This window comes from Streptomyces sp. NP-1717, assembly GCF_022695985.1.
In the GTDB taxonomy this organism is placed as follows: Bacteria; Actinomycetota; Actinomycetes; order Streptomycetales; family Streptomycetaceae; genus Streptomyces.
Map to the genome: position 1 here is coordinate 21,814 of NZ_JAAPBF010000043.1, position 19,019 is coordinate 40,832.

Below are 19,019 nucleotides of genomic sequence, written 5' to 3' on the forward strand. Positions count from 1 at the left end.
TCCGTATGTCCCGAGGCAAGGCTGACGATGACCCTGACTCTCACCGTGTCGGACGAGGTGCACACCCTCGTCCCCGGCTTCACCCCGCTCGCCGTCGAGGCCCACGGCCTGGTGAACGGCCCCAGCAACGAGGCCAGTTCGGCGCTGCTGGACGACGCCGCCCGCCGGCTCACCGAACGCCTCGACGGGCGCGCGCCGCACGAGGACCCGCACATGGTCGCCTGGCGCGCGGCGTACTCGGCCTTCGGCAGCAAGCCGTCCCGTACCCGCAACTCCGCCGAGGCGCTGGCCAAGCGGGCGCTCGCCGACGGCGGTCTGCCCCGGATCAATCTCCTGGTCGATCTCTACAACGCGATCAGCGTGGCCCATCTGATCCCCGTCGGCGGCGAGGACATCGACAGCGTCGTGGGCGCCATGCGGCTCGTACGGGCCACCGGCGACGAACCGTTCCACACCGCCGCGGGCGGCGAGCCCGTCGTCGAACACCCGGACGCCGGCGAGGTGGTGTGGCGCGACGACGAGGGCGTCACCTGCCGTCGCTGGAACTGGCGCCAGGGCGTGCGTACCCGGCTCACCGAGGAGTCGGTCAACGCGGTCTTCCTGCTGGAGAGCCTGGCCCCCATGAGCCGCGCGGCACTTGACGCCGCGGGTACCGAACTCGCCGAATCCCTGGAGAAGTTGAGCCCCGGGGCACGGATCACCGTCCACCCCGCGGGCTGACGTCCCACCCGGCGACCGCTCCAGCAGTGACGTTTCGGTGCGGTCGCCGCCGGGGCCCGCTCAGTTGGCCTCGCGGACCTCGGCCGGTGTCGGAGCCGTACCGCCGAGGTGCGCCGGTACCCACCAGGTGTCGCTCGCGTCCCTGGGCCGTACCGGATAGGCGCGCTGGGCCGCTTCGAGCAGCTCCTGCACCCGCTCGCGCAGCCGCCGCGTGATCGCCCCCGCGTACTGGTCGGTGGGAGCCTCCAGCGGCTCACCGACCCGCATCGTCACGGGGATGTGGCTGCGCCGGAAGTTGCGCGGGCGTCCCTTGGTCCAGATCCGCTGGGTGCCCCACAGCGCCATCGGGATCAGCGGCACACCCGCCTCCTGCGCCAGGCGCGCCGCGCCCGACTTGAAGGACTTGAGCGTGAACGACTGGGAGATGGTCGCCTCGGGGAACACACCGACGATCTCGCCGGAGCGCAGCGAGTCGAGCGCGTGCGCGTAGGCGCTCTCGCCCTGCTTCCGGTCGACCGGGATGTGTTTCATGCCGCGCATGAGCGGCCCCGAGACCTTGTGACGGAAGACGGAGTCCTTCGCCATGAAGCGCACGAGCCGCTTCTGGGGGAGCGCGGTGAGCCCGGTGAAGACGAAGTCCAGATAGCTGATGTGGTTGCTGACGAGCACGGCGCCGCCGGTACGCGGGATGTTCTCGGAGCCCTGAGTCTCGATCTTGAGGTCCAGCGCCTTGAACATCGTGCGGGCGGCGCCGACGACCGGCCGGTAGACGAGCTCTGCCATCTGGAGGAGACCCTTCTGTTCCCGGGGAGGGTTCTCCCGACGGAAGTTACGCAGCCGTAGGTTTTCGGCATTGGGCAGATCGTGCCCCAAACGAGGGCCTGTGGCCAGTCCTGCCGACGGCGCGGAGCGAGATTCTCATCACGTCATTCCCGGTTGTCCGGCACGTTCGCCGCAGCTCAACGCGGGGCGGCGGTCGTGCGGCGCAGCAGGAGATACAGCTCGCAGCCGAGGCAGTAGGCGAAGGCGGCGTTGAGGAAGGCGGCGGCCAGCGCGCAGGCGGTGGCGGCCAGGGCGAGCCAGAGCGGACCCCACAGATGGCCCGCCAACCCGGCCACGGCGAAGACCAGTCCGACCGCCTGGGCGAAGCGCGGCGGCCGCGGGGACTCGAACTCCGTGGGCGGTCCGAGCCTCGGCCGTACGACGGTGCGGAACAGCCATCCGTACGGCGAGCGCCCCACACCGGCCAGCGCGCCCACCGCGAAACACAGGGCCTGCCAGCCCAGGAGCGCGCCGCTGCCGGTGACGAGCACCACGGCCAGGACGGCGGCGGTGACGGCCGCGCCGAAGCGGGGGCCCCTGACATCTATGTTCATGACACCAGCATCACTCAGGGCCGCCCGGCCGGGAACGCGGAATATTTTGCGGTCGTGTGAACGCTCCACCTGGGATGACGGTGACCGGAGTGATGGTGTGCGTGGCGGTGCTCGCGGCGGCGAGTCTCTTCGGTGTGCTGCACCGCCGTACGAACGGGAGGCTCAAGGTGCGCGGGCGTGACGGCGAAAGGCGGCTCGGCGCGGCCGAGTTGGGCGCGGAGTTGGGGGAGCGTGCCACGCTCGTCCAGTTCTCCAGCGCGTTCTGCCAGCCCTGCCGCGCGACCAGGCGCACGCTCGCCGAGGTGACCGGCATGGTCGACGGCGTCGCCCATGTGGAACTCGACGCCGAGGACCGCCTTGAGCTGGTGCGCGAGTTGGGCATCCTCAGAACGCCGACGGTGCTCGTCCTCGACGCGGCGGGCCGGATCGTCCGCCGGGCGGCGGGAGCGCCGCGCAGGGCCGATGTGATCGCCGCGCTGGGCGTGGCCGTGTCGGGCACGACGCCGAGCGGCTGAGAGTTCCCGGCCGGCGGGCCGGTGGGGCGTTGGGAACGTCACAGTTCGAAGCGGTCGGTCAGCGGGCAACAGATCAATGTACCGGCGAGTAATATTATGGTCGGTGCGCCGGTCGACCTGACCGGAAAACCTCCCATCAGGCGCCTATGCTGCGAGCAACAAGGCAGCCCAGAAATGACGATGCAGTAGGAGAGCCGGCGTGAGCTTGAGGATCGTTGTCTGTGTGAAGTACGTGCCCGACGCCACGGGCGACCGGCATTTCGCCGATGACCTGACGCTGGACCGTGACGATGTGGACGGTCTGCTGTCCGAGCTGGACGAGTACGCGGTCGAGCAGGCGCTCCAGATCGCCGGGGACCACACCGGTGACGACGCGGAGGTCACCGTGCTGACGGTGGGCCCCGAGGACGCCAAGGACGCGCTGCGCAAGGCGCTGTCGATGGGCGCCGACAAGGCGGTCCACGTCGAGGACGACGATCTGCACGGCACGGACGCCCTCGGCACCTCGCTGGTCCTCGCGAAGGCGATCGAGAAGACCGGCTACGACCTGGTGATCTGCGGAATGGCCTCCACCGACGGCACGATGGGCGTACTGCCCGCGATGCTCTCGGAGCGCCTGGGCGTCCCGCAGGTGACCCTGCTGTCCGAGGTGTCGGTCGACGGCGGGACCGTCAAGGGCCGCCGCGACGGCGACGCGGCGACGGTCCGGCTCGAAGCGTCCCTGCCGGCCGTCGTGTCGGTCACGGACCAGTCGGGCGAGGCCCGCTACCCCTCGTTCAAGGGGATCATGGCGGCGAAGAAGAAGCCGGTGGAGTCCCTGGACCTGGGGGACCTGGACATCGAGGCCGGGGACGTCGGCCTCGAAGGCGCGTGGACGGCGGTCGACTCCGCCACGGAGCGCCCCGCCCGTACGGCGGGCACGATCGTCAACGACGAGGGCAAGGGCGGCGACGAACTGGCCGAGTTCCTCGTGAGCCAGAAGTTCATCTGACGGAACGCGGCACCCGGGCCACGCCCCGTGCCGCCGCAGTAGCCGGTCCCGGAACCCTCACGCACACGCATTCGCAGGAGAACAGAACCCATGGCTGAAGTCCTCGTCTATGTCGATCATGTGGACGGTGCCGTCCGCAAGCCCACCCTGGAGCTGCTGACGCTGGCCCGTCGCCTCGGTGACCCCGTCGCCGTCTCGCTCGGCGCGGGCGCCGCCGACACCGCCGCCAAGCTGGCGGAGCACGGCGCGGTGAAGGTGCTGACCGCCGACGCCCCCGAGTTCGCCGACTACCTCGTCGTCCCGAAGGTCGACGCGCTCCAGGCCGCTTACGAGAGCGTGTCTCCGGCCGCCGTACTCGTCCCGTCCTCCGCCGAGGGCAAGGAGATCGCCGCCCGTCTCGCGGTGCGCATCGGCTCGGGTCTGATCACCGACGCGATCGACCTCCAGGCCGGCGACCAGGGCCCGGTGGCGACACAGTCCGTGTTCGCCGCCGCGTACACCACCAACTCCCGCGTCACCAAGGGCACTCCGGTCATCACGGTGAAGCCCAACGCGGCCCCCGTCGAGCCGGCCGCCGCCGCGGGCACCGTCGAGGCGCTGGCCGTCACCTTCGGTGAGGCGGCCACCGGCACCAAGGTCGTCGACCGCACCCCGCGCGAGTCCACGGGGCGCCCGGAGCTGACCGAGGCCGCGATCGTCGTCTCCGGCGGACGCGGCGTCAACGGCGCCGAGAACTTCGCGATCATCGAGGCGCTCGCCGACTCCCTCGGCGCGGCCGTCGGCGCCTCGCGCGCCGCCGTCGACGCCGGCTGGTACCCGCACTCCAACCAGGTCGGCCAGACCGGCAAGTCGGTCTCCCCGCAGCTGTACATCGCCTCCGGCATCTCGGGCGCGATCCAGCACCGGGCCGGCATGCAGACGTCGAAGACGATCGTCGCGATCAACAAGGACGCCGAGGCGCCCATCTTCGACCTCGTCGACTACGGCGTGGTCGGCGACCTCTTCCAGGTCGTCCCCCAGCTCACCGAGGCCATCAAGGCGCGCAAGGGCTGAGGGCTGAGTCACGGCATCTCCCGGGGGCCGCGCGGCGGGATCACCGCCGCGCGGCCCCCGTGTGATGTGCGCTCGCCTCCCCGCCCGCGCCGGGCGACCATTGACGCATCCCGGATCGGGCGATTAACTTCACCATGCGGATGACGCATTCCGTATAGCGGAAAATCGAGCGCGGCAGACGGAGGCGTGGGAATGGGTCAGGGCCAGCAGGAGAAGGTGACGACGAGCCTCGCGGGCGCGGTCGGCGCGAGTATCAGCGCCTCGCTCGCGCCGGTCGACGCCGAACTCGCCCGCCGGTACCCGGGAGACCCCGGCACCCGCCAGCCCGTCCACACCGTCTACGTCCCCGCCGACGCCTTCGACGCGGGCACCGTCCGCTCCTGGGGCGACCGGGCCCTCGCCACCCTCGACGAACACGCCCCCGACGCCGGCTCACTGGCGCGCGCCCTCGGCCTCCCCGGCGAACTCGCGGAACCCCTGTACGAGCGGGTGCGGGCCAAGCTGGAGCGCGAGCCCGTCGAAGACCTGCGGATCGATTTCGAGGACGGCTACGGACCGCGCTCCGACGAGGAGGAGGACCTCGCCGCCGCGCGCGCCGCGCGCCTCGTCCACGCGGCGTACGCCGACGGCACCGCGGCCCCGTACACGGGCATCCGGATGAAGTGCCTGGAGGCCCCCGTACGGGACCGGGCCATCCGCACCCTCGACATCTTCCTCAGCGGACTGATGGAGGCCGGCGGACTCCCCGAAGGGCTCGTACTCACGCTGCCCAAGGTCACCTATCCCGAACAGGTCGCCGCGATGGTGCGGCTGACGGAGGAGTTCGAGAAGGCCCGGGGGCTGGAGCGCGGCCGGATCGGCTTCGAGATCCAGATCGAGACCAGCCAGTCCATCCTCGCCGCGGACGGCACCGCCGCGGTGGCCCGGATGATCGTCGCGGCGGACGGCCGCGCGACCGGACTGCACTACGGCACCTTCGACTACAGCGCCTGCGTCGGCGTCAGCGCCGCCTACCAGTCGAGCGACCACCCGGCCGCCGACCACGCCAAGGCCGTCATGCAGGTCGCCGCCGCCGGCACCGGCGTCCGCGTCTGCGACGGCTCGACCAACGTGCTGCCCGTCGGCCCCACCGCCCAGGTCCACGAGGCGTGGCGGCTCCACTACGGGCTCACTCGCCGCGCCCTGGCCCGCGCCTACTACCAGGGCTGGGACATGCACCCCGGCCACCTGCCCACGCGCTACGCGGCCGTCTACGCCTTCTACCGCGAGGGACTGGAGCAGGCCGCCGCGCGACTCGCCGCGTACGTGTCCAAGGCCGGCGGCGACGTGATGGACGAACCCGCCACCGCCAAGGCGCTCAGCGGCTACCTGCTGCGCGGACTGGACTGCGGGGCCCTCGACGGCGACGAGGTCACCCGGCTGACCGGGCTCTCCCGCGCCGAGCTGGGGAGCTACGCGGCCCCGCGCCGCGCGGACCTGACGGTCTCGGCGCCGTAGGGCCTGTCTTCGAAGTCCCCCCGGCCCGTGGCGGCGGGCACGGCACCTCGCCGCGTTGTCGTCGGCTGGCCGGGGCCCGGCCCCACCTTGCGATGCACCGCATCAGCCGCTGCCGGCGCCCGCCCTGCGGGCGGACGCGCCATTTGTCGGACACGGCCCAGCCGGACGTACCGACCCGGCCGCCGGGTCTACCGGTCGGCCGGCGGCGGCAGTTCACCCGAGCCGCGCGCGATCAGCCTGGTGGGGACCACCACCCGGCCGGGCGCCTCGGCCGCCCCGTCCAGCCTGCGGAACAGCCGCTCCGCCGCCGTACGCCCCAGGGTGGCCGCGTCCTGCGCGATGACCGTGACCCCGGGGTTCAGCAGGTCGGCCAGCTCGATGTCGTCGAAGCCGACCAGGGCGACGGGCCGCTCGTGCGCGGCCAGCGCCCGTACGACCGTCACCGTCACACGGTTGTTGCCGGTGAGGATCGCGGTGACGGGCTCCGGGGCGTCGAGCATCGAGACGACGGCCTCGTGGACCCGCTCGGGAACGGTCGTGCCCAGCGACACCCAGGAGTCCTCCACCGGCAGACCGGCCTCGGCCATCGCCGCGCGGTAGCCGCGCAGCCGCTCGACCGCCGTGTGGATCCGCGGCTGGTCGCCGATGAAACCGATCCGCCGGTGGCCGTGGGCGACCAGGTGGGCGGTGCCCGAACGCGCGCCGCCGAAGCTGTCGGAGAGCACGGCGTCCGCCTCGATCCGGCCGGCGGGACGGTCCACGAAGACCGTCGCGACCCCGGCCTTGATCTCCGGCTCCAGATAGCGGTGGTCGTCACCGGCGGGAATGATGATCAGCCCGTCCACGCGGCGCGCGCACAGGGCGAGCACCAACTCCTGCTCGCGGTCCGGGTCCTCGGCGCTCGACCCGTTGATCAGCAGCGCGCCGTGGGCGCGCGCGACCTCCTCGATCGCCCGGTTCAGCGGGCCGTAGAACGGGTCGGCCAGATCTTCGAGTACCAGTCCGATACTGGCGGTACGGCCCTTGCGCAGCACCCGCGCCGAGTCGTTGCGGCGGAAGCCCAGCGCGTCGATGGCCTCCTGGACGCGCCGCTCGGTGTCGGGGGTCACGCCCGGCTCCGCGTTGACCACGCGCGACACCGTCTTGAGGCCGACACCGGCACGGGCTGCCACGTCTTTCATGGTGGGCCGATTACCGTAGCGGGGCTCAGGGTGACGGGCGGTGTCGGCCACGGTGCGCTGTCCTGTCGTCGTTCGGTTGTCGTGCAAGGCTTGTGGCGTTGAGCATAGGCCCTGGACAACGTTGTCAGGTGAATGGAGACTGTTCCACGAACCCGCAGGTCCCACGCGCGTCCACACCAACCCCCGCCCGCGGGGAACACTCGTCCACTGGAGATCCGACACTGATGCATAACGACCTCGTAGCCGCTCTCGACATCGGCGGTACCAAGATCGCCGGGGCGTTGGTGGACGGCGACGGGAGGATTCTCGTACAGGCTCGCCGGCCGACCCCGGCGACCGAGGACGGCGAGTCGGTGATGCGCGCGGTCACGGAGGTGCTGGCGGAGGTCGGTGCCTCGCCGCTGTGGACGCGCGCGACGGCTCTCGGCATCGGCAGCGCGGGGCCCGTGGACGCGGCGGCCGGCACCGTCAGCCCGGTGAACGTCCCCGGCTGGCGCGGCTTCCCGCTGGTGGAGCGGGTCCGGCGGGCCACCGGCGGCCTGCCGGTGACGCTCGTCGGCGACGGTGTCGCCATGACGGCCGCCGAACACTGGCAGGGCGCGGCCCGCGGCCACGACAACGCCCTGTGCATGGTGGTCTCCACCGGCGTCGGCGGCGGACTGGTGCTCGGCGGCAAGCTCCACCCCGGCCCCTCCGGCAACTCGGGCCACATCGGCCACATCAGCGTCGACCTCGACGGCGACCTCTGCCCGTGCGGCGGGCGCGGCTGCGTCGAGCGCATCGCCAGCGGACCGAACATCGCCCGGCGAGCGCTGGAGGGCGGCTGGCGGCCCGGCCCGGACGGTGACACCTCCGCGGCGGCGGTCGCGGCGGCGGCCCGTACCGGCGACCCGGTCGCGATCGCCTCGTTCGAGCGCGCCGCGCAGGCACTTGCCGCGGGGATCGCCGCGACCGCGACGCTCGTCGAGATCGGCATCGCGGTCGTCGGCGGGGGAGTGGCCAACGCGGGCGATGTGCTCTTCCTGCCGCTGCGCCGGGCGCTGCGCGAGTACGCGACGCTGTCGTTCGTCCAGAACCTCACCGTGGCACCGGCGTTGACCGGTACGAACGCCGGTCTGGTGGGAGCCGCCGCGGCTGCCTCGCTGGGCCGCGCGCCCGCCGCGCCGAGAGAGGCCGACACGGCGATGAGCGCGCCGACTGCGCTGTGACAGACCGTCAGGGAAGACGTCCGGAGAGCGATGTGACGAACCGTCAAAGTCGCTCCGCCGACGCTCTCTTCAACCCTGTGCCCTTGCGCGCGTTTGCGGTGGGGCCTGTTCAACTCTGTTGAATGAGGCCGGGTAACGGTTGTTCGATATCCCGTCAGAACCCTTGACGGCTCCCACTCAGGGGAGTGAGATCCAATCCTCGCGTTCGGTTGTGTTGGGTTGAACCCCTGAGGAGGGGGACATGTCTCGATCTCCGTTCAACGGTTCGGCGGTACCGGCGAGTCTGGCGGGCCGTCCGATCTCCCGGCGAAATCTTCTGCGCGGCGCGGCGGCCGGGGCGGGCGCGATCACGCTGCCGTCGCTGCTCGCCGCCTGCGGTGGTGGCCCCGGCGGTGACGGAAAGACCGTCACGGTGGGCTCCAACGCCTCCGACCCGGTCCCCAAGAAGGCGTTCGCCCAGGCGTTCGCGGCGTACGAGAAGCAGTCGAAGGACAAGCGGACGGTCGACGTCAACACCGTCGACCACAACAGCTTCCAGGAGAACATCAGCCGCTATCTGCAGAGCAAGCCGGACGACGTCTTCATGTGGTTCGCCGGCTACCGGATGCAGTTCTTCGCCGAGAAGGGGCTGTTGCACGACATCAGCGACCTCTGGGGCGACTACACCGGCTTCTCCGACGCGCTCAGGGCCCAGTCGACCGGCTCCGACGACAAGCAGTACCTCACGCCGTACTACTACTACCCGTGGGCGGTCTTCCACCGGAAGAGCGTCTTCGCGCAGTACGGCTACGAGGCGCCGCGCACCCTCGACGCGTACCTGGCGCTCGCCAGGCAGATGCGCAAGGACAAGCTGACCCCCATCGCCTTCTGCGACAAGGACGGCTGGCCCGCGATGGGCACCTTCGACTACATCAACATGCGCACCAACGGCTACGAGTTCCACAAGTCCCTGATGGCGGGCGAGGAGGCCTGGACCGACAGGCGCGTCAAGGACGTCTTCGACACCTGGCGCTCCATCCTCCCCTTCTGCCAGCAGGGCGCCAACGGCCGTACGTGGCAGGAGGCCGCCAGCAGCCTCCAGAAGAAGGAGACGGGGATGGCCGTCTTCGGACTCCCGCACCCCGGCCAGCAGTTCCCCGAGGCCGAGCAGGACGACATCGACTTCTTCGCCTTCCCCGAGATCAACCCGGAGCACGGTCAGGACGCGGTCGAGGCCCCCATCGACGGATTCCTGCTGGCGAAGAACTCCAAGAGCCTGAAGAACGACCGGACCATGGAGAGCGCCAGGGACCTGCTGTCGTGGCTGGCCACGGGCAGGGCCGAGGACGTCTATCTGGCCGGTGACCCGAACAACGTCGCGGTCAGCGACGAAGCGGACATCGCCAAGTACACACCGCTGCAGAAGAAGGCGGTGGAGCTGATCGCCGGCTCGAAGCAGATATCGCAGTTCATGGACCGCGACACCCGGCCCGACTTCGCCTCCACGGTGATGATCCAGGCCATTCAGAGCTTCATCAACGACCCGAAGGACATCGACGGGCTGGTCAACGGGATCGAGCGGCAGAAGAAGACCCTGTTCGCCTCCGACGCCGGCAACTGAGCCCGGACGGCGGGCTCCTGTCCGCCGGCCTTTGCGGCGTGCACCGTCCTTCCGTCCGTCGTCCGTCCGCCGACTCCGACCAGGAGCTCTGATCCGTGGCGATCTTCACTGCGCGGCGCACCCGGCGGCGGGGCCCGCGGCGGTTCTCCGCCCGGGACCGTGCCGTCCTCGCTGTGCTGCTGGGCATACCCCTCCTGCTCGACCTCGTCATCGTGTGGGGCCCCACCGTCGCCTCGATCGTGCTGTCCTTCACCGGCTGGGACGGCATCAGCGACATCGAGTGGGTCGGCACGGAGAACTACGAGAACCTGTTCACCAACTACCCGCAGTTCTGGCCCGCCGTCCGGCACAACCTCCTGTGGCTCGCCTTCCTCGGACTGGTCGCCACCCCGTTCGGGCTGCTTCTCGCCGTACTCATCGACCGCGGTGTGCGCTTCAGCCGTTTCTACCAGTCGACGATCTATCTGCCGGTCGTGCTCTCGCTGGCCGTCGTCGGCTTCATCGCCCAACTCGTCTTCTCCCGCGACCAGGGCGCGCTCAACGCGATCCTCGGTGACACCGCGAATCCCACCGACTGGCTCGGCGATCCGGACATCAACATCTGGATGGTGCTGCTGGCGGCGGCCTGGCGTCACACCGGCTATGTGATGATCCTCTATCTGGCGGGCCTCAAGGCCGTCGACGCCTCTCTCAAGGAGGCGGCGGCCATCGACGGTGCGAGCGAGACTCAGACATTTTTCCGGGTCGTCCTCCCCACCCTGCGACCGGTCAACGTCATCGTCGGCGTGATCACGGTGATCGAGGGGCTGCGCGCCTTCGACATCGTCTACGCCGTCAACAAGGGCAGGAACGGCCTCGAACTGCTCTCGGTGCTCGTCACCGACAACATCATCGGAGAGGCGAGCAGGATCGGCTTCGGATCGGCGATCGCCGTCGTCCTGCTCGTCGTCTCCATGGGCTTCGTCGTGACGTATCTGGTCCAGGAGATCCGAGGGGAGAAGTCCCGATGAGCGCCCACGCCCACGCCGACACCGCCGCCCCGGCCGCCCCGACGCCCGCCCGCAGGCGCCGCGTCACCCCGGGGCGGCTCGGTGTGCACGCCTTCCTGATGGCCGTCTCGCTTGGGTTCCTCGCGCCGCTGCTGCTGGCGGTGTACGCCTCGCTGCGGCCGTACGACGAGACGTCCGAGCGCGGTTACTTCTCGCTGCCCGACAGGCTGTCCCTCGACTACTACCGGCAGGCGTTCACCGACTCCGGGATGACGAAGTACTTCGTCAACACCCTGATCATCGCCGTTCCCGGAGTGCTGCTCGCGCTCTTCCTCGCCTCGTTCGTCGCCTTCGCCGTCGCGCGGCTGCGGATGCGCGGGTCGATCGTGCTGCTGATGCTGTTCACGGCGGGCAACCTGCTGCCGCAGCAGGTGATCATCACGCCGCTGTACGTGCTGTTCAACCGGATCCCGCTGCCGTACTGGATGTCCGACTCGATGACGATGTACGACTCGTACTGGGCCGTCGTCGCCGTCCAGGTCGGCTTCCAGATGGGCTTCTGCGTCTTCGTCCTGGCCAACTTCATGCGCACGCTGCCGATCGAGATCCTGGAGGCCGCGATCGTCGACGGGGCGGGCGTCTGGGCGCAGTACTGGCGGATCACCCTGCCGCTGTGCCGGCCGGCCCTCGCGGCCCTCGGCACGCTCCAGTTCACCTGGATGTACAACGACTTCCTGTGGGCGCTGGTCTTCATCTCCGACGGCGACAAACTGCCGGTGACCTCGGCGCTCAACAATCTGCGCGGGCAGTTTTTCACGGACTACAACCTCCTGGCGGCCGGGTCGCTCATCGTGGCCCTGCCGACGATCATCGTCTTCCTGCTGCTCCAGCGGCACTTCATCGCCGGCCTCACCCTCGGATCCGGCAAGGGCTGAGCCGGCGGGGGCCGTGGAGGGCCGGGACTTCTTCAGGAGGCGGATTCTCTGGACTGCTGCGGCACCACCACGACGAGGAAGACGTCCGACTCCAGGTCCATCACCACCTCCGCGGGAGTGCCCTCGTCCCGCCGAGCCCGCGCGAACTCCTCGGCGGGCCGGCTCCCCCGCGGGTCCCCGGCCGGAAATGTCTCCAGTACGACGCGGTGCATCGCATACCCCCTTGTCACATCCGTGTCCAACGACCCTCCGTCCGTGTGTGTTACGGCTCCGGCCCAAAACGCTCCGTGAGGCAGAACGCCGCACCGCCTCCGTAAGAGGTGGCGATCAGGCCACGGACCGGCAACGGCGAGGTGTCGGCGGGGCAGCCGGAATCGGCCACGTGTTTCCACTGCCGGGTGGTGCGGGCAATCCACATGGGGCTACGAAAGAGGGGGAACCGTGATCGTCTGGATCAACGGTGTGACCCAGAAGGTCGCTGGTCAGCGGCTCACCTGCTGGAATGCATGGTAGATATCCAGCCTTAGTCAGCTTGCTCTAGCTTTACTCTTTCTCCCATTGGTCTCCCATGGGGACAAGGAGCGAGCCCCGGCGCGTTGTACGGAGCTCTTGATCGGGGCCGGATCGACGTCGAGAGGTGCGGATCTTGCTCGCCGGGCTGTCGTTGCCCCGGTTCGAGGGCGGGCGCCTGGTCCTGGCGGTCGACGTGTCGCCAATAACCTCCGTCAGTTTTAGACCTAGGGCCTGTCTTTCGGATCTTGCCGGGCTCGCGGTCCCTGGCACGCACGTTCGCCGCGTTGACAGCGCAGGAGGGAGGCATGGCCCCGCCATGCCTCCCTCCTCCGCCTTGCGATCGCACGCACCAGACCCCGCTCCCTGAACCGGCCTGATCCAAAAGACAGGCCCTAGCCGCGGATAGCGATCGTGGCGTCGAGTTCCACCAGCGCGCCTTGGGGCAGCACATGGGCCGGCAAGGCCGTCCGAGCGTGACGGCCCGCGTCGCCCAGGACGTCGAGCAACAGCTGCGAAGCCCCGTCGATCACCGACGGCTGGTCCACGAAGGTCGGTGAACTCGATGCCCAGGCATTGAGCTTCAGTATCTGCTGCACATTGTTGAGGCCGACTGCGTCGTCTATGCGCGCCAGGAGATTGAGCGCGGACGTCCTCGCGGCGGTCACTCCATCAGCCAAGGTGGCATCATCTCCCAAGCGGCCCCGCAGGGTCTCGCCCGAGGCGGTCCGTGAGATCTGGCCGGACACGAAAAGCAGATCGCCCCATCGAGCGGTCGCCTCATAGGCGTAGCGGGGCGCGCCGAGCACTGGAAGCTCGATGGACAGCGCCTTGAGGCGCTCCTGCACGTCAGTCATGTTGCATCCCGGTTCAACAAGTCGGACGAGCGACACGGCCGCGCGTTCTGTACAGCGCGCCGCTCCCTGCGAACGATTTGGCTCTTGAGCGGTTCAGCCGTCATCGCTTGCTCACGATGTAGGTACGGTCGCGTCCGATGTACCAGAGGTCCTCTGTGCCGATCGCCGCGTTCTCGTAGCGCCATGGGATCTCGGCGGCGCCGTACGAACCGACCTCAAGGACGTGCTTGTAGCCGGGCCGGAGTTCGTTGGCGAATGACTCCTGCTTGCCCATGAGGTGGCCGACGTTGCGCTTGCGGTACTCCGTGTTGAAGTCGACGTCCGTCCCGAGCATTCCGATCTGGACCATCCGGTCCAGGTGCGGCGCCAGGTAGCGCAGGGTTCCCTCATGCACGTCCTCGCACACCACGCCGGGCTTGAGCTGCCCGATGATCCCCTCACGCACCACGTCGAAGAAGAACTCGTACGCCTCCTTCGCGGCCGGGGTGCGAGGCAGCGAGCGAGCCATGTCGGAGGTGGCGACGTTGACCCCGTCGAACACGACGCGCACCCCGGCGTCGAGCTGTATGCAGGTCGTCTCGTCGTTGATCGGGTAGTCGACCGGCGGGCCGGGGAAGAGCATCCGGTTCGACGAGTGGAGGTTGGTGAAGTACGGCTCGATACCGAAGGGGATCTCGTTCACCGTGCGGAACTCGGCGACCTTCTTGACGTACACCGCGTTGATGTCGAGCTCGGTGAAAGAGCGGCCGGCGTCGAGGCCCTCCTCCGCCCAGGCCAGCGCCTCCTCGATGGCGAACACACTCGCCCGGGCGGCGACGACCTGGAAGGCGAGGTCCTCGTGGTCACGGATGTCCCGCCAGTGGCCGAGGTCTGCCGAGACCGGGACCAGTTCCGCACCTTCGCGCTCCAGCTCGCGGGCCAGACCGACGCTGATCCACTCTTCCTCGACCCCGGTCCGCGCGCCGTCGGTCAGCGCTCGGACGGCGGCGCCGATGGACGGGAACCGGCCGACGGCCGTCCCGGAGACCCCGGAGGTTCCCTCAGGCGCCAGCACGATCAGCTTGTCCGAGCCGGCCAGCCACAGGCCGACCGCGCCATCCGGCTGCGCGAACCCGGTCGCCTCGGTGAAGTTGGGGGGTGCGGCGAGGAGCAGCGCGTCGAGGGAGCGGTCCCCGACGAGCGTTTTCAGCGCCGAGAAACGGCTGTCCTCGCCGGCGGTGAACTCCTCCGCCAGGCCGGAGAGGTGTTCGACGTTCTCAATGAGCCGGCGCGCGGTGCGCACGCCCGTCTCGCGCCACGACGCGAACCCCGCCAGGACCTCATCGGGATCGAGCTCGTAGGCGGTGACCGGAGTGGGGTCCTGGTCGGCGACGACCAGCTCGCAGGAGCCGGACAACGTGAGGTAGTGGCTGTAGACGATGTCGGCGGCGAGGTGCACCGCGGCGCCGTCGGCGAGTTCCCGCACCAGGCTCGTCAGGGACGCCGAGGCGGGAGTGTCGGCGACGATTCGAGGGTCGATCGTGACCCAGGGGGCGTAGAACCTGATCTGCTCCTTCGGGACCCCGGCGGAGAGAGCGTTGCCCTGCTCCTGCTGGCGCACGAGCAGGTACTGCTGCTCGTCCTTCCGCGCGATCAATGGTGCGACGAACGGGTAGGAGTCGAGGCGGATCGCGGAGAACAGGAAGCTCTTGCGTGCGTTGAGTCCGTAGGCTGCCTCGACCTGCGAGGCGTCTGCGATGAGGCTCAGCATGGGTGCTCCTATGGTGTCGATTTCGGTGTCGGTTTCCGGGCCGGCGGCGGTCAGCTGATTCCGGTCACGACTCCGATGTGGGATTCGATTTCCGTGGTGTAGTCGGAGAAAGCCGTCGAGAACCGGTGCTCCTTGCCCCGGGGCCGCGGGAGGTCGACCGAGATGTCGGCGACGATCCGGCCGGGGCGGTCGCCGATGACGACCACCCGGTCGCCGAGCCAGACCGCCTCGGGGATGCTGTGCGTCACGAAGAGGACGCTGCACCCCGTGGTCTGCCAGATGCGCTGGATCTCGAAGTTCATCGAATCGCGGGTCATGGCGTCGAGCGCGCCGAAGGGTTCGTCCATGAGCAGTAGCGAGGGGTGGGAGACGAGCGCGCGGCAGATGGCCACTCGTTGCTGCATACCACCGCTGAGCTCGTAGGAGTACTGCTTGGTCTTGTTGCCAAGACCCACCATCTCGAGCAGTTCCTGGGCGTAGCGGCGTGACTCGTCGGTGCGGGTTCCGCGGAACTCCAGGGGCAGGAGCACGTTGTCGATGTTGTTGCGCCACGGCAGGAGCACGGGGCTCTGGAACACCATGGCGATGTCCTCGATCCCGTCGCGGATCGGACGCCCCTTGACCATGATCTCGCCCTCGGTGGGCTCCTGCAGGCCGGAGATCGTCTTGAGCAGTGTGGTCTTCCCGCTGCCCGACTGTCCGACGATCGAGACGAACTGGCCCGGCTTCACGTGGAAGTCCAGCCCCTTGAGTACCGTGTTGTCTTGGCCGTCCCGGGAACGGTAGGTCTTGCTCACGTTGTTGACCGAGATGGCGTACTCGTTGTTCATGTGACTGTTCATGTGACTCTCCGTCCGGCCGTCACGGGGCCTGAATGGTCTCTGTGGAGTTCAGCGGCGTGAGGTACGAGTTGCTGTACACGTCCTCGGGCGTGAGGTTGCTGCCCTGCTTCAGGCCGAGGAACTTCTGGGCGACGTCGATGATTTCCTGGACGCCCGCGTCGTCCATGACGCCGTACTGGTTCACCGACTCACCGGTGCTGCGGTTGAGAGCGCACTGCGCGTCGATCGCGAGGGTGATGGTTTTCGTCTCGTAGCCCGAGACCTGTTTCTGGAAGTCCTTCGCGGCGTCGGCCGTGTGCCCGCACGCCCACAGGAAGCCCTTCTGCATCGCCCGGTTGAATCGCCGGATCTGCTCGGGATCCTTCTTGAGCTTCTCGTCGGAGGCGACGATCCCGTTGCCGTAGAGGTCGATGCCCAGGTCGGACCACTTGAGTACGACGGCCTTCCGGCCGAGTGCGTCGATGGCCGGCTGGTCGGAGACGTACAGGGCGAGGTTGGCGTCCCACTGACCGGCGAGCAGTCCGGGGATCTTCGACGCGCTGGAGGCGGGGACGACGTTGACATCGCCCTCCTTGAGTCCCAGCTTGTTCATCGCGAGCGGCCACATCGCGGTCATCGCGCCGCCGCCCTCGGTGGCGACGGTCTTGCCCGGGAGGTCGTCCCATCCTTTGATGCCGGTGCCCGCGAGGCCGACGACCGCGTAGGCGGACCTGGCCTGCAGGAGGTTGACCTGCTTGACCTCGGCTCCTCTGCCCTGGGCGGTGACGGTGGCGCCGAAGTCGGCCCAGCCGACGTCGACCTTGCCCGTGACGACGGAGGTGACCGTGTTGGTCGAACCGGACCCCGGCATGACCGTGACGTCGAGGCCCTCCTCCTTGAAGAAGCCGCGCTCGACAGCCGAGATGAACGGGGCGTGCTTCGGCAGGTACCCCACGTCGAGCATGAGGGTCATCGAATTCTTCCCGCCGCTGCTCACGCAGCCCGAGAGGGTCACGAGGAGCACCATCCCGGTGATCGCGGAGATCCCGCGGATCGAGTTACGCATTCGAGTCTCCGATCCCGCGCTCACTTCGCGTGGTTCTTCCACGGGGCCAGCTTTCGTCCCGCGAAGTCGACGAGGAAGAACAACGCGAGGGCGATGGCGGCGAGCACGATGAAGGCCGCGAACATCGACGGGAGGTCGACCTGGCTGTTGGCGAGGAGGATGACGTATCCCAGCCCCTTCGAGCCGGCGATGAACTCACCGACGACCGCTCCGCCCACGGCGAGCGAGATGGAGATCTTCGCTCCGGAGAAGATCGACGGGATCGCGTAGATGAAATCGATCTTCGTCATCTTCTTCCACGGCGACGCCTTGTTGATCCGCGCGAGTTCCTGCAGCTCGTGGGGCACCGCGCTCAGGCCGTCATAGGTGTTGATCACCAGAGGGAAGAAGGCGATGGCCATCGCGACGAACGCCTTCGACTCGAAGCCGAACCCGAACCACACGATGAACAGCGGTGCGAGTGCCACCTTGGGGATGGTGTCGATCGCGATGAGCGCGGGGTAGAGGAAGCTGCGCACGGTGCTTGAGTAATGCAGCGCCGCGCCGCACAGGACCCCGAGCGCGGTGCCGAGCGCGAACCCGGCGAGCGCCTCCTGCAAGGTGACGAAAGTGTTGCTCGCGAAGTACTCGGGCCGTTCGATCAGCTCCGCGAAGGCCGCGAGAGGCCCGACGGCCAGGTACTCCGGCGGGTCGAAGACGATCACCAGCAGCTGCCAGACGACGAAGAGTCCGACGATCCCGGCGACTGCTTTCGCACCGACCACGATCGAGTCACGGCTGAGCATTCTCGGTCTGGTTGCCGTCGGGTCACCGGGCGCTGCCCCGGGCGAGGTCCGAAGCAGGTTCTCCGGACCGGCTTCGCCGACTTCAGGAGAGGCCATGGCTGAACCTCCCGTCAAAGGGCGCGCCGTGCGCGGACAGGGCCGCGGCTACGGGCTGGGGGTGTGTACTACGCCAACAGGAACCTGTGGCGGGGAGGGGCGACGCGGCCGGTATCCGGCGCGACGATGGGGACGGCGAGAGCCATCGCAGTGTCATTTCGTCCTCACAACATTGGAAGGGTTGCCACTGGGCAGTCGCGGGTGTGGCCGGCGTGGCCGGACCTCGGCCAGGTGGACAACGGCTCACCCGGCCGACGGTCAGCTGGCGCTGTCGACGGCGCGGGCGTCTCGACCGGGTTCACCGTCGAGCCGGCGCCATACACCAAGCGGATTTTCGTCACGGAGCTCAGCAGGCAACAGCGCGGTCGGCGCGTCCTGGTAGGCAACGGGGCGCAGGAAGCGCTCGATCGCGAGCGTTCCGACGGAAGTGCTGCGTGGGTCGGTCGTGGCCGGGAACGGCCCGCCGTGCACCATCGCGTGTCCGACCTCGACCCCGGTGGGCCAGCCGTCGAACAGGACGCGGCCTGCCCGCTCCTCCAGGAGCGGCAGCAGGGTCGCGGCGAGTGGATGATCGGCCTCGTCGGCGTGCACGGTCGCGGTGAGCTGGCCTTCCAGCGCGTCGACCGCCGCGGTCAGCTCGGAGGCGTCCGCGCATCGGACGATCAGGGACGTCGCGCCGAAGATCTCGGTCTGCAGCCGCGGGTCGGCGGCGAACCGGGCGCCGTCGACGGTCAGCAGCCGGGCGCGGCCACACGCCGCACTGTCGGGCCGGCCGCCGTGTGCGGATTCCTCGACGCCTTCCCGGGCCGCGAGGGCGTCGCCGGTGGCGGCGTAGTGGTCGGCGATGCCCTTGGTGAGCATGGTGGCTCCGGCGTCGGCGGCGACGGCGTCGGCAGCGGCCTTCGTGAACGCGTCGAGGCCAGGTCCTTCGACCGCCAGCACCAGACCGGGGTTGGTGCAGAACTGTCCGGCGCCGAGCGTCAGCGATCCGGCGAAGGCGGCACCCAGCTCGGCGCCGCGGAATTCGAGCGCCGCGGGTAGTAGCAGCACCGGATTGATGCTGCTCATC

Annotated in this window: 18 protein-coding genes and 1 pseudogene; 9 read left to right on the top strand and 10 right to left on the bottom strand. The window is 69.2% G+C overall.

What is annotated here, in order from left to right; genetic code table 11:
* Positions 1–27: 27 nt before the first annotated feature.
* Positions 28–720: a B3/4 domain-containing protein gene (locus GXP76_RS12380; RefSeq protein WP_242571545.1), complete on the top strand. Its 693-nt coding sequence runs from the start codon at positions 28–30 to the stop codon at positions 718–720.
* Between the two features lie 60 nt (positions 721–780).
* Here the strand turns inward: GXP76_RS12380 and GXP76_RS12385 are convergent, their stop codons facing one another.
* Both GXP76_RS12385 and GXP76_RS12390 read right to left on the bottom strand, forming a co-directional pair.
* A complete protein-coding gene (locus tag GXP76_RS12385) occupies positions 781–1,503 on the bottom strand; it encodes a 1-acyl-sn-glycerol-3-phosphate acyltransferase (RefSeq protein ID WP_242571546.1) in 723 nt (240 codons plus the stop codon).
* A 176-nt stretch (positions 1,504–1,679) separates the two neighbouring features.
* Entirely contained in the window at positions 1,680–2,096 is a 417-nt protein-coding gene (locus GXP76_RS12390; protein ID WP_242571547.1) for a DUF4395 domain-containing protein, read from the bottom strand.
* An 80-nt stretch (positions 2,097–2,176) separates the two neighbouring features.
* Between GXP76_RS12390 and GXP76_RS12395 the strand changes: the two genes are divergently transcribed.
* From GXP76_RS12395 to GXP76_RS12410, 4 genes are all read left to right on the top strand, one after another.
* Positions 2,177–2,611 carry a thioredoxin family protein gene (locus GXP76_RS12395; RefSeq protein ID WP_242571563.1) on the top strand — a complete coding sequence of 145 codons (435 nt, stop codon included), beginning with the start codon at positions 2,177–2,179 and terminating at the stop codon, positions 2,609–2,611.
* A 199-nt stretch (positions 2,612–2,810) separates the two neighbouring features.
* Positions 2,811–3,602 carry an electron transfer flavoprotein subunit beta/FixA family protein gene (locus GXP76_RS12400; protein ID WP_242571548.1) on the top strand — a complete coding sequence of 264 codons (792 nt, stop codon included), beginning with the start codon at positions 2,811–2,813 and terminating at the stop codon, positions 3,600–3,602.
* A gap of 90 nt (positions 3,603–3,692) precedes the next feature.
* Complete coding sequence (locus GXP76_RS12405; protein WP_242571549.1) at positions 3,693–4,655, top strand: electron transfer flavoprotein subunit alpha/FixB family protein; 963 nt, start codon at positions 3,693–3,695, stop codon at positions 4,653–4,655.
* A gap of 192 nt (positions 4,656–4,847) precedes the next feature.
* Positions 4,848–6,152: an aldolase/citrate lyase family protein gene (locus GXP76_RS12410; protein ID WP_242571564.1), complete on the top strand. Its 1,305-nt coding sequence runs from the start codon at positions 4,848–4,850 to the stop codon at positions 6,150–6,152.
* Between the two features lie 188 nt (positions 6,153–6,340).
* Here the strand turns inward: GXP76_RS12410 and GXP76_RS12415 are convergent, their stop codons facing one another.
* Positions 6,341–7,384 carry a LacI family DNA-binding transcriptional regulator gene (locus GXP76_RS12415; protein WP_242571550.1) on the bottom strand — a complete coding sequence of 348 codons (1,044 nt, stop codon included), beginning with the start codon at positions 7,382–7,384 and terminating at the stop codon, positions 6,341–6,343.
* Positions 7,385–7,557: 173 nt separating this feature from the next.
* On the opposite strand from GXP76_RS12415, the gene GXP76_RS12420 reads away from it, so the two are divergent.
* The 4 genes from GXP76_RS12420 to GXP76_RS12435 all read left to right on the top strand — a co-directional run bounded on the left by GXP76_RS12420 (position 7,558) and on the right by GXP76_RS12435 (position 12,065).
* Positions 7,558–8,541 (top strand): ROK family protein, encoded by a 984-nt coding sequence (locus GXP76_RS12420; RefSeq protein WP_242571551.1) that lies wholly within the window; start codon positions 7,558–7,560, stop codon positions 8,539–8,541.
* 241 nt (positions 8,542–8,782) lie between these two features.
* Complete coding sequence (locus tag GXP76_RS12425) at positions 8,783–10,141, top strand: ABC transporter substrate-binding protein (RefSeq protein WP_242571552.1); 1,359 nt, start codon at positions 8,783–8,785, stop codon at positions 10,139–10,141.
* A 95-nt stretch (positions 10,142–10,236) separates the two neighbouring features.
* Entirely contained in the window at positions 10,237–11,151 is a 915-nt protein-coding gene (locus GXP76_RS12430) for a carbohydrate ABC transporter permease (protein WP_242571553.1), read from the top strand.
* Entirely contained in the window at positions 11,148–12,065 is a 918-nt protein-coding gene (locus GXP76_RS12435) for a carbohydrate ABC transporter permease (protein WP_242571554.1), read from the top strand. Before GXP76_RS12430 ends, GXP76_RS12435 begins: the two co-directional genes overlap by 4 nt.
* Positions 12,066–12,097: 32 nt before the next feature.
* Here GXP76_RS12435 and GXP76_RS12440 read toward each other — a convergent pair whose 3' ends face one another.
* The 7 genes and pseudogenes from GXP76_RS12440 to GXP76_RS12470 all read right to left on the bottom strand — a co-directional run.
* Positions 12,098–12,277 (bottom strand): hypothetical protein, encoded by a 180-nt coding sequence (locus GXP76_RS12440; RefSeq protein ID WP_242571555.1) that lies wholly within the window; start codon positions 12,275–12,277, stop codon positions 12,098–12,100.
* 693 nt (positions 12,278–12,970) lie between these two features.
* Entirely contained in the window at positions 12,971–13,432 is a 462-nt protein-coding gene (locus tag GXP76_RS12445) for a RidA family protein (protein WP_242571556.1), read from the bottom strand.
* Positions 13,433–13,532: 100 nt separating this feature from the next.
* Positions 13,533–15,182: a M24 family metallopeptidase gene (locus tag GXP76_RS12450; protein ID WP_242571557.1), complete on the bottom strand. Its 1,650-nt coding sequence runs from the start codon at positions 15,180–15,182 to the stop codon at positions 13,533–13,535.
* Between the two features lie 50 nt (positions 15,183–15,232).
* Positions 15,233–16,024, bottom strand: coding sequence for an ABC transporter ATP-binding protein (locus tag GXP76_RS12455; protein WP_242571558.1), 792 nt, complete (start codon positions 16,022–16,024; stop codon positions 15,233–15,235).
* Positions 16,025–16,043: 19 nt separating this feature from the next.
* Positions 16,044–17,069: an ABC transporter substrate-binding protein gene (locus GXP76_RS12460; protein ID WP_242571559.1), complete on the bottom strand. Its 1,026-nt coding sequence runs from the start codon at positions 17,067–17,069 to the stop codon at positions 16,044–16,046.
* A gap of 20 nt (positions 17,070–17,089) precedes the next feature.
* Positions 17,090–17,854: an ABC transporter permease gene (locus tag GXP76_RS12465; protein ID WP_242571560.1), complete on the bottom strand. Its 765-nt coding sequence runs from the start codon at positions 17,852–17,854 to the stop codon at positions 17,090–17,092.
* Positions 17,855–18,208: 354 nt separating this feature from the next.
* Positions 18,209–19,019, bottom strand: a pseudogene (locus GXP76_RS12470) (aldehyde dehydrogenase (NADP(+))); the annotation flags it as partial.

Coding starts and splice junctions, on each gene's coding strand:
- GXP76_RS12380 (WP_242571545.1), top strand. CDS start 28: ATGACCCTGACTCTCACCGTGTCGGACGAGGTGCACACCCTCGTCCCC.
- GXP76_RS12385 (WP_242571546.1), bottom strand. CDS start 1,503: ATGGCAGAGCTCGTCTACCGGCCGGTCGTCGGCGCCGCCCGCACGATG.
- GXP76_RS12390 (WP_242571547.1), bottom strand. CDS start 2,096: ATGAACATAGATGTCAGGGGCCCCCGCTTCGGCGCGGCCGTCACCGCC.
- GXP76_RS12405 (WP_242571549.1), top strand. CDS start 3,693: ATGGCTGAAGTCCTCGTCTATGTCGATCATGTGGACGGTGCCGTCCGC.
- GXP76_RS12410 (WP_242571564.1), top strand. CDS start 4,848: ATGGGTCAGGGCCAGCAGGAGAAGGTGACGACGAGCCTCGCGGGCGCG.
- GXP76_RS12420 (WP_242571551.1), top strand. CDS start 7,558: ATGCATAACGACCTCGTAGCCGCTCTCGACATCGGCGGTACCAAGATC.
- GXP76_RS12425 (WP_242571552.1), top strand. CDS start 8,783: ATGTCTCGATCTCCGTTCAACGGTTCGGCGGTACCGGCGAGTCTGGCG.
- GXP76_RS12435 (WP_242571554.1), top strand. CDS start 11,148: ATGAGCGCCCACGCCCACGCCGACACCGCCGCCCCGGCCGCCCCGACG.
- GXP76_RS12440 (WP_242571555.1), bottom strand. CDS start 12,277: ATGCACCGCGTCGTACTGGAGACATTTCCGGCCGGGGACCCGCGGGGG.
- GXP76_RS12445 (WP_242571556.1), bottom strand. CDS start 13,432: ATGACTGACGTGCAGGAGCGCCTCAAGGCGCTGTCCATCGAGCTTCCA.
- GXP76_RS12450 (WP_242571557.1), bottom strand. CDS start 15,182: ATGCTGAGCCTCATCGCAGACGCCTCGCAGGTCGAGGCAGCCTACGGA.
- GXP76_RS12455 (WP_242571558.1), bottom strand. CDS start 16,024: ATGAACAGTCACATGAACAACGAGTACGCCATCTCGGTCAACAACGTG.
- GXP76_RS12460 (WP_242571559.1), bottom strand. CDS start 17,069: ATGCGTAACTCGATCCGCGGGATCTCCGCGATCACCGGGATGGTGCTC.
- GXP76_RS12465 (WP_242571560.1), bottom strand. CDS start 17,854: ATGCTCAGCCGTGACTCGATCGTGGTCGGTGCGAAAGCAGTCGCCGGG.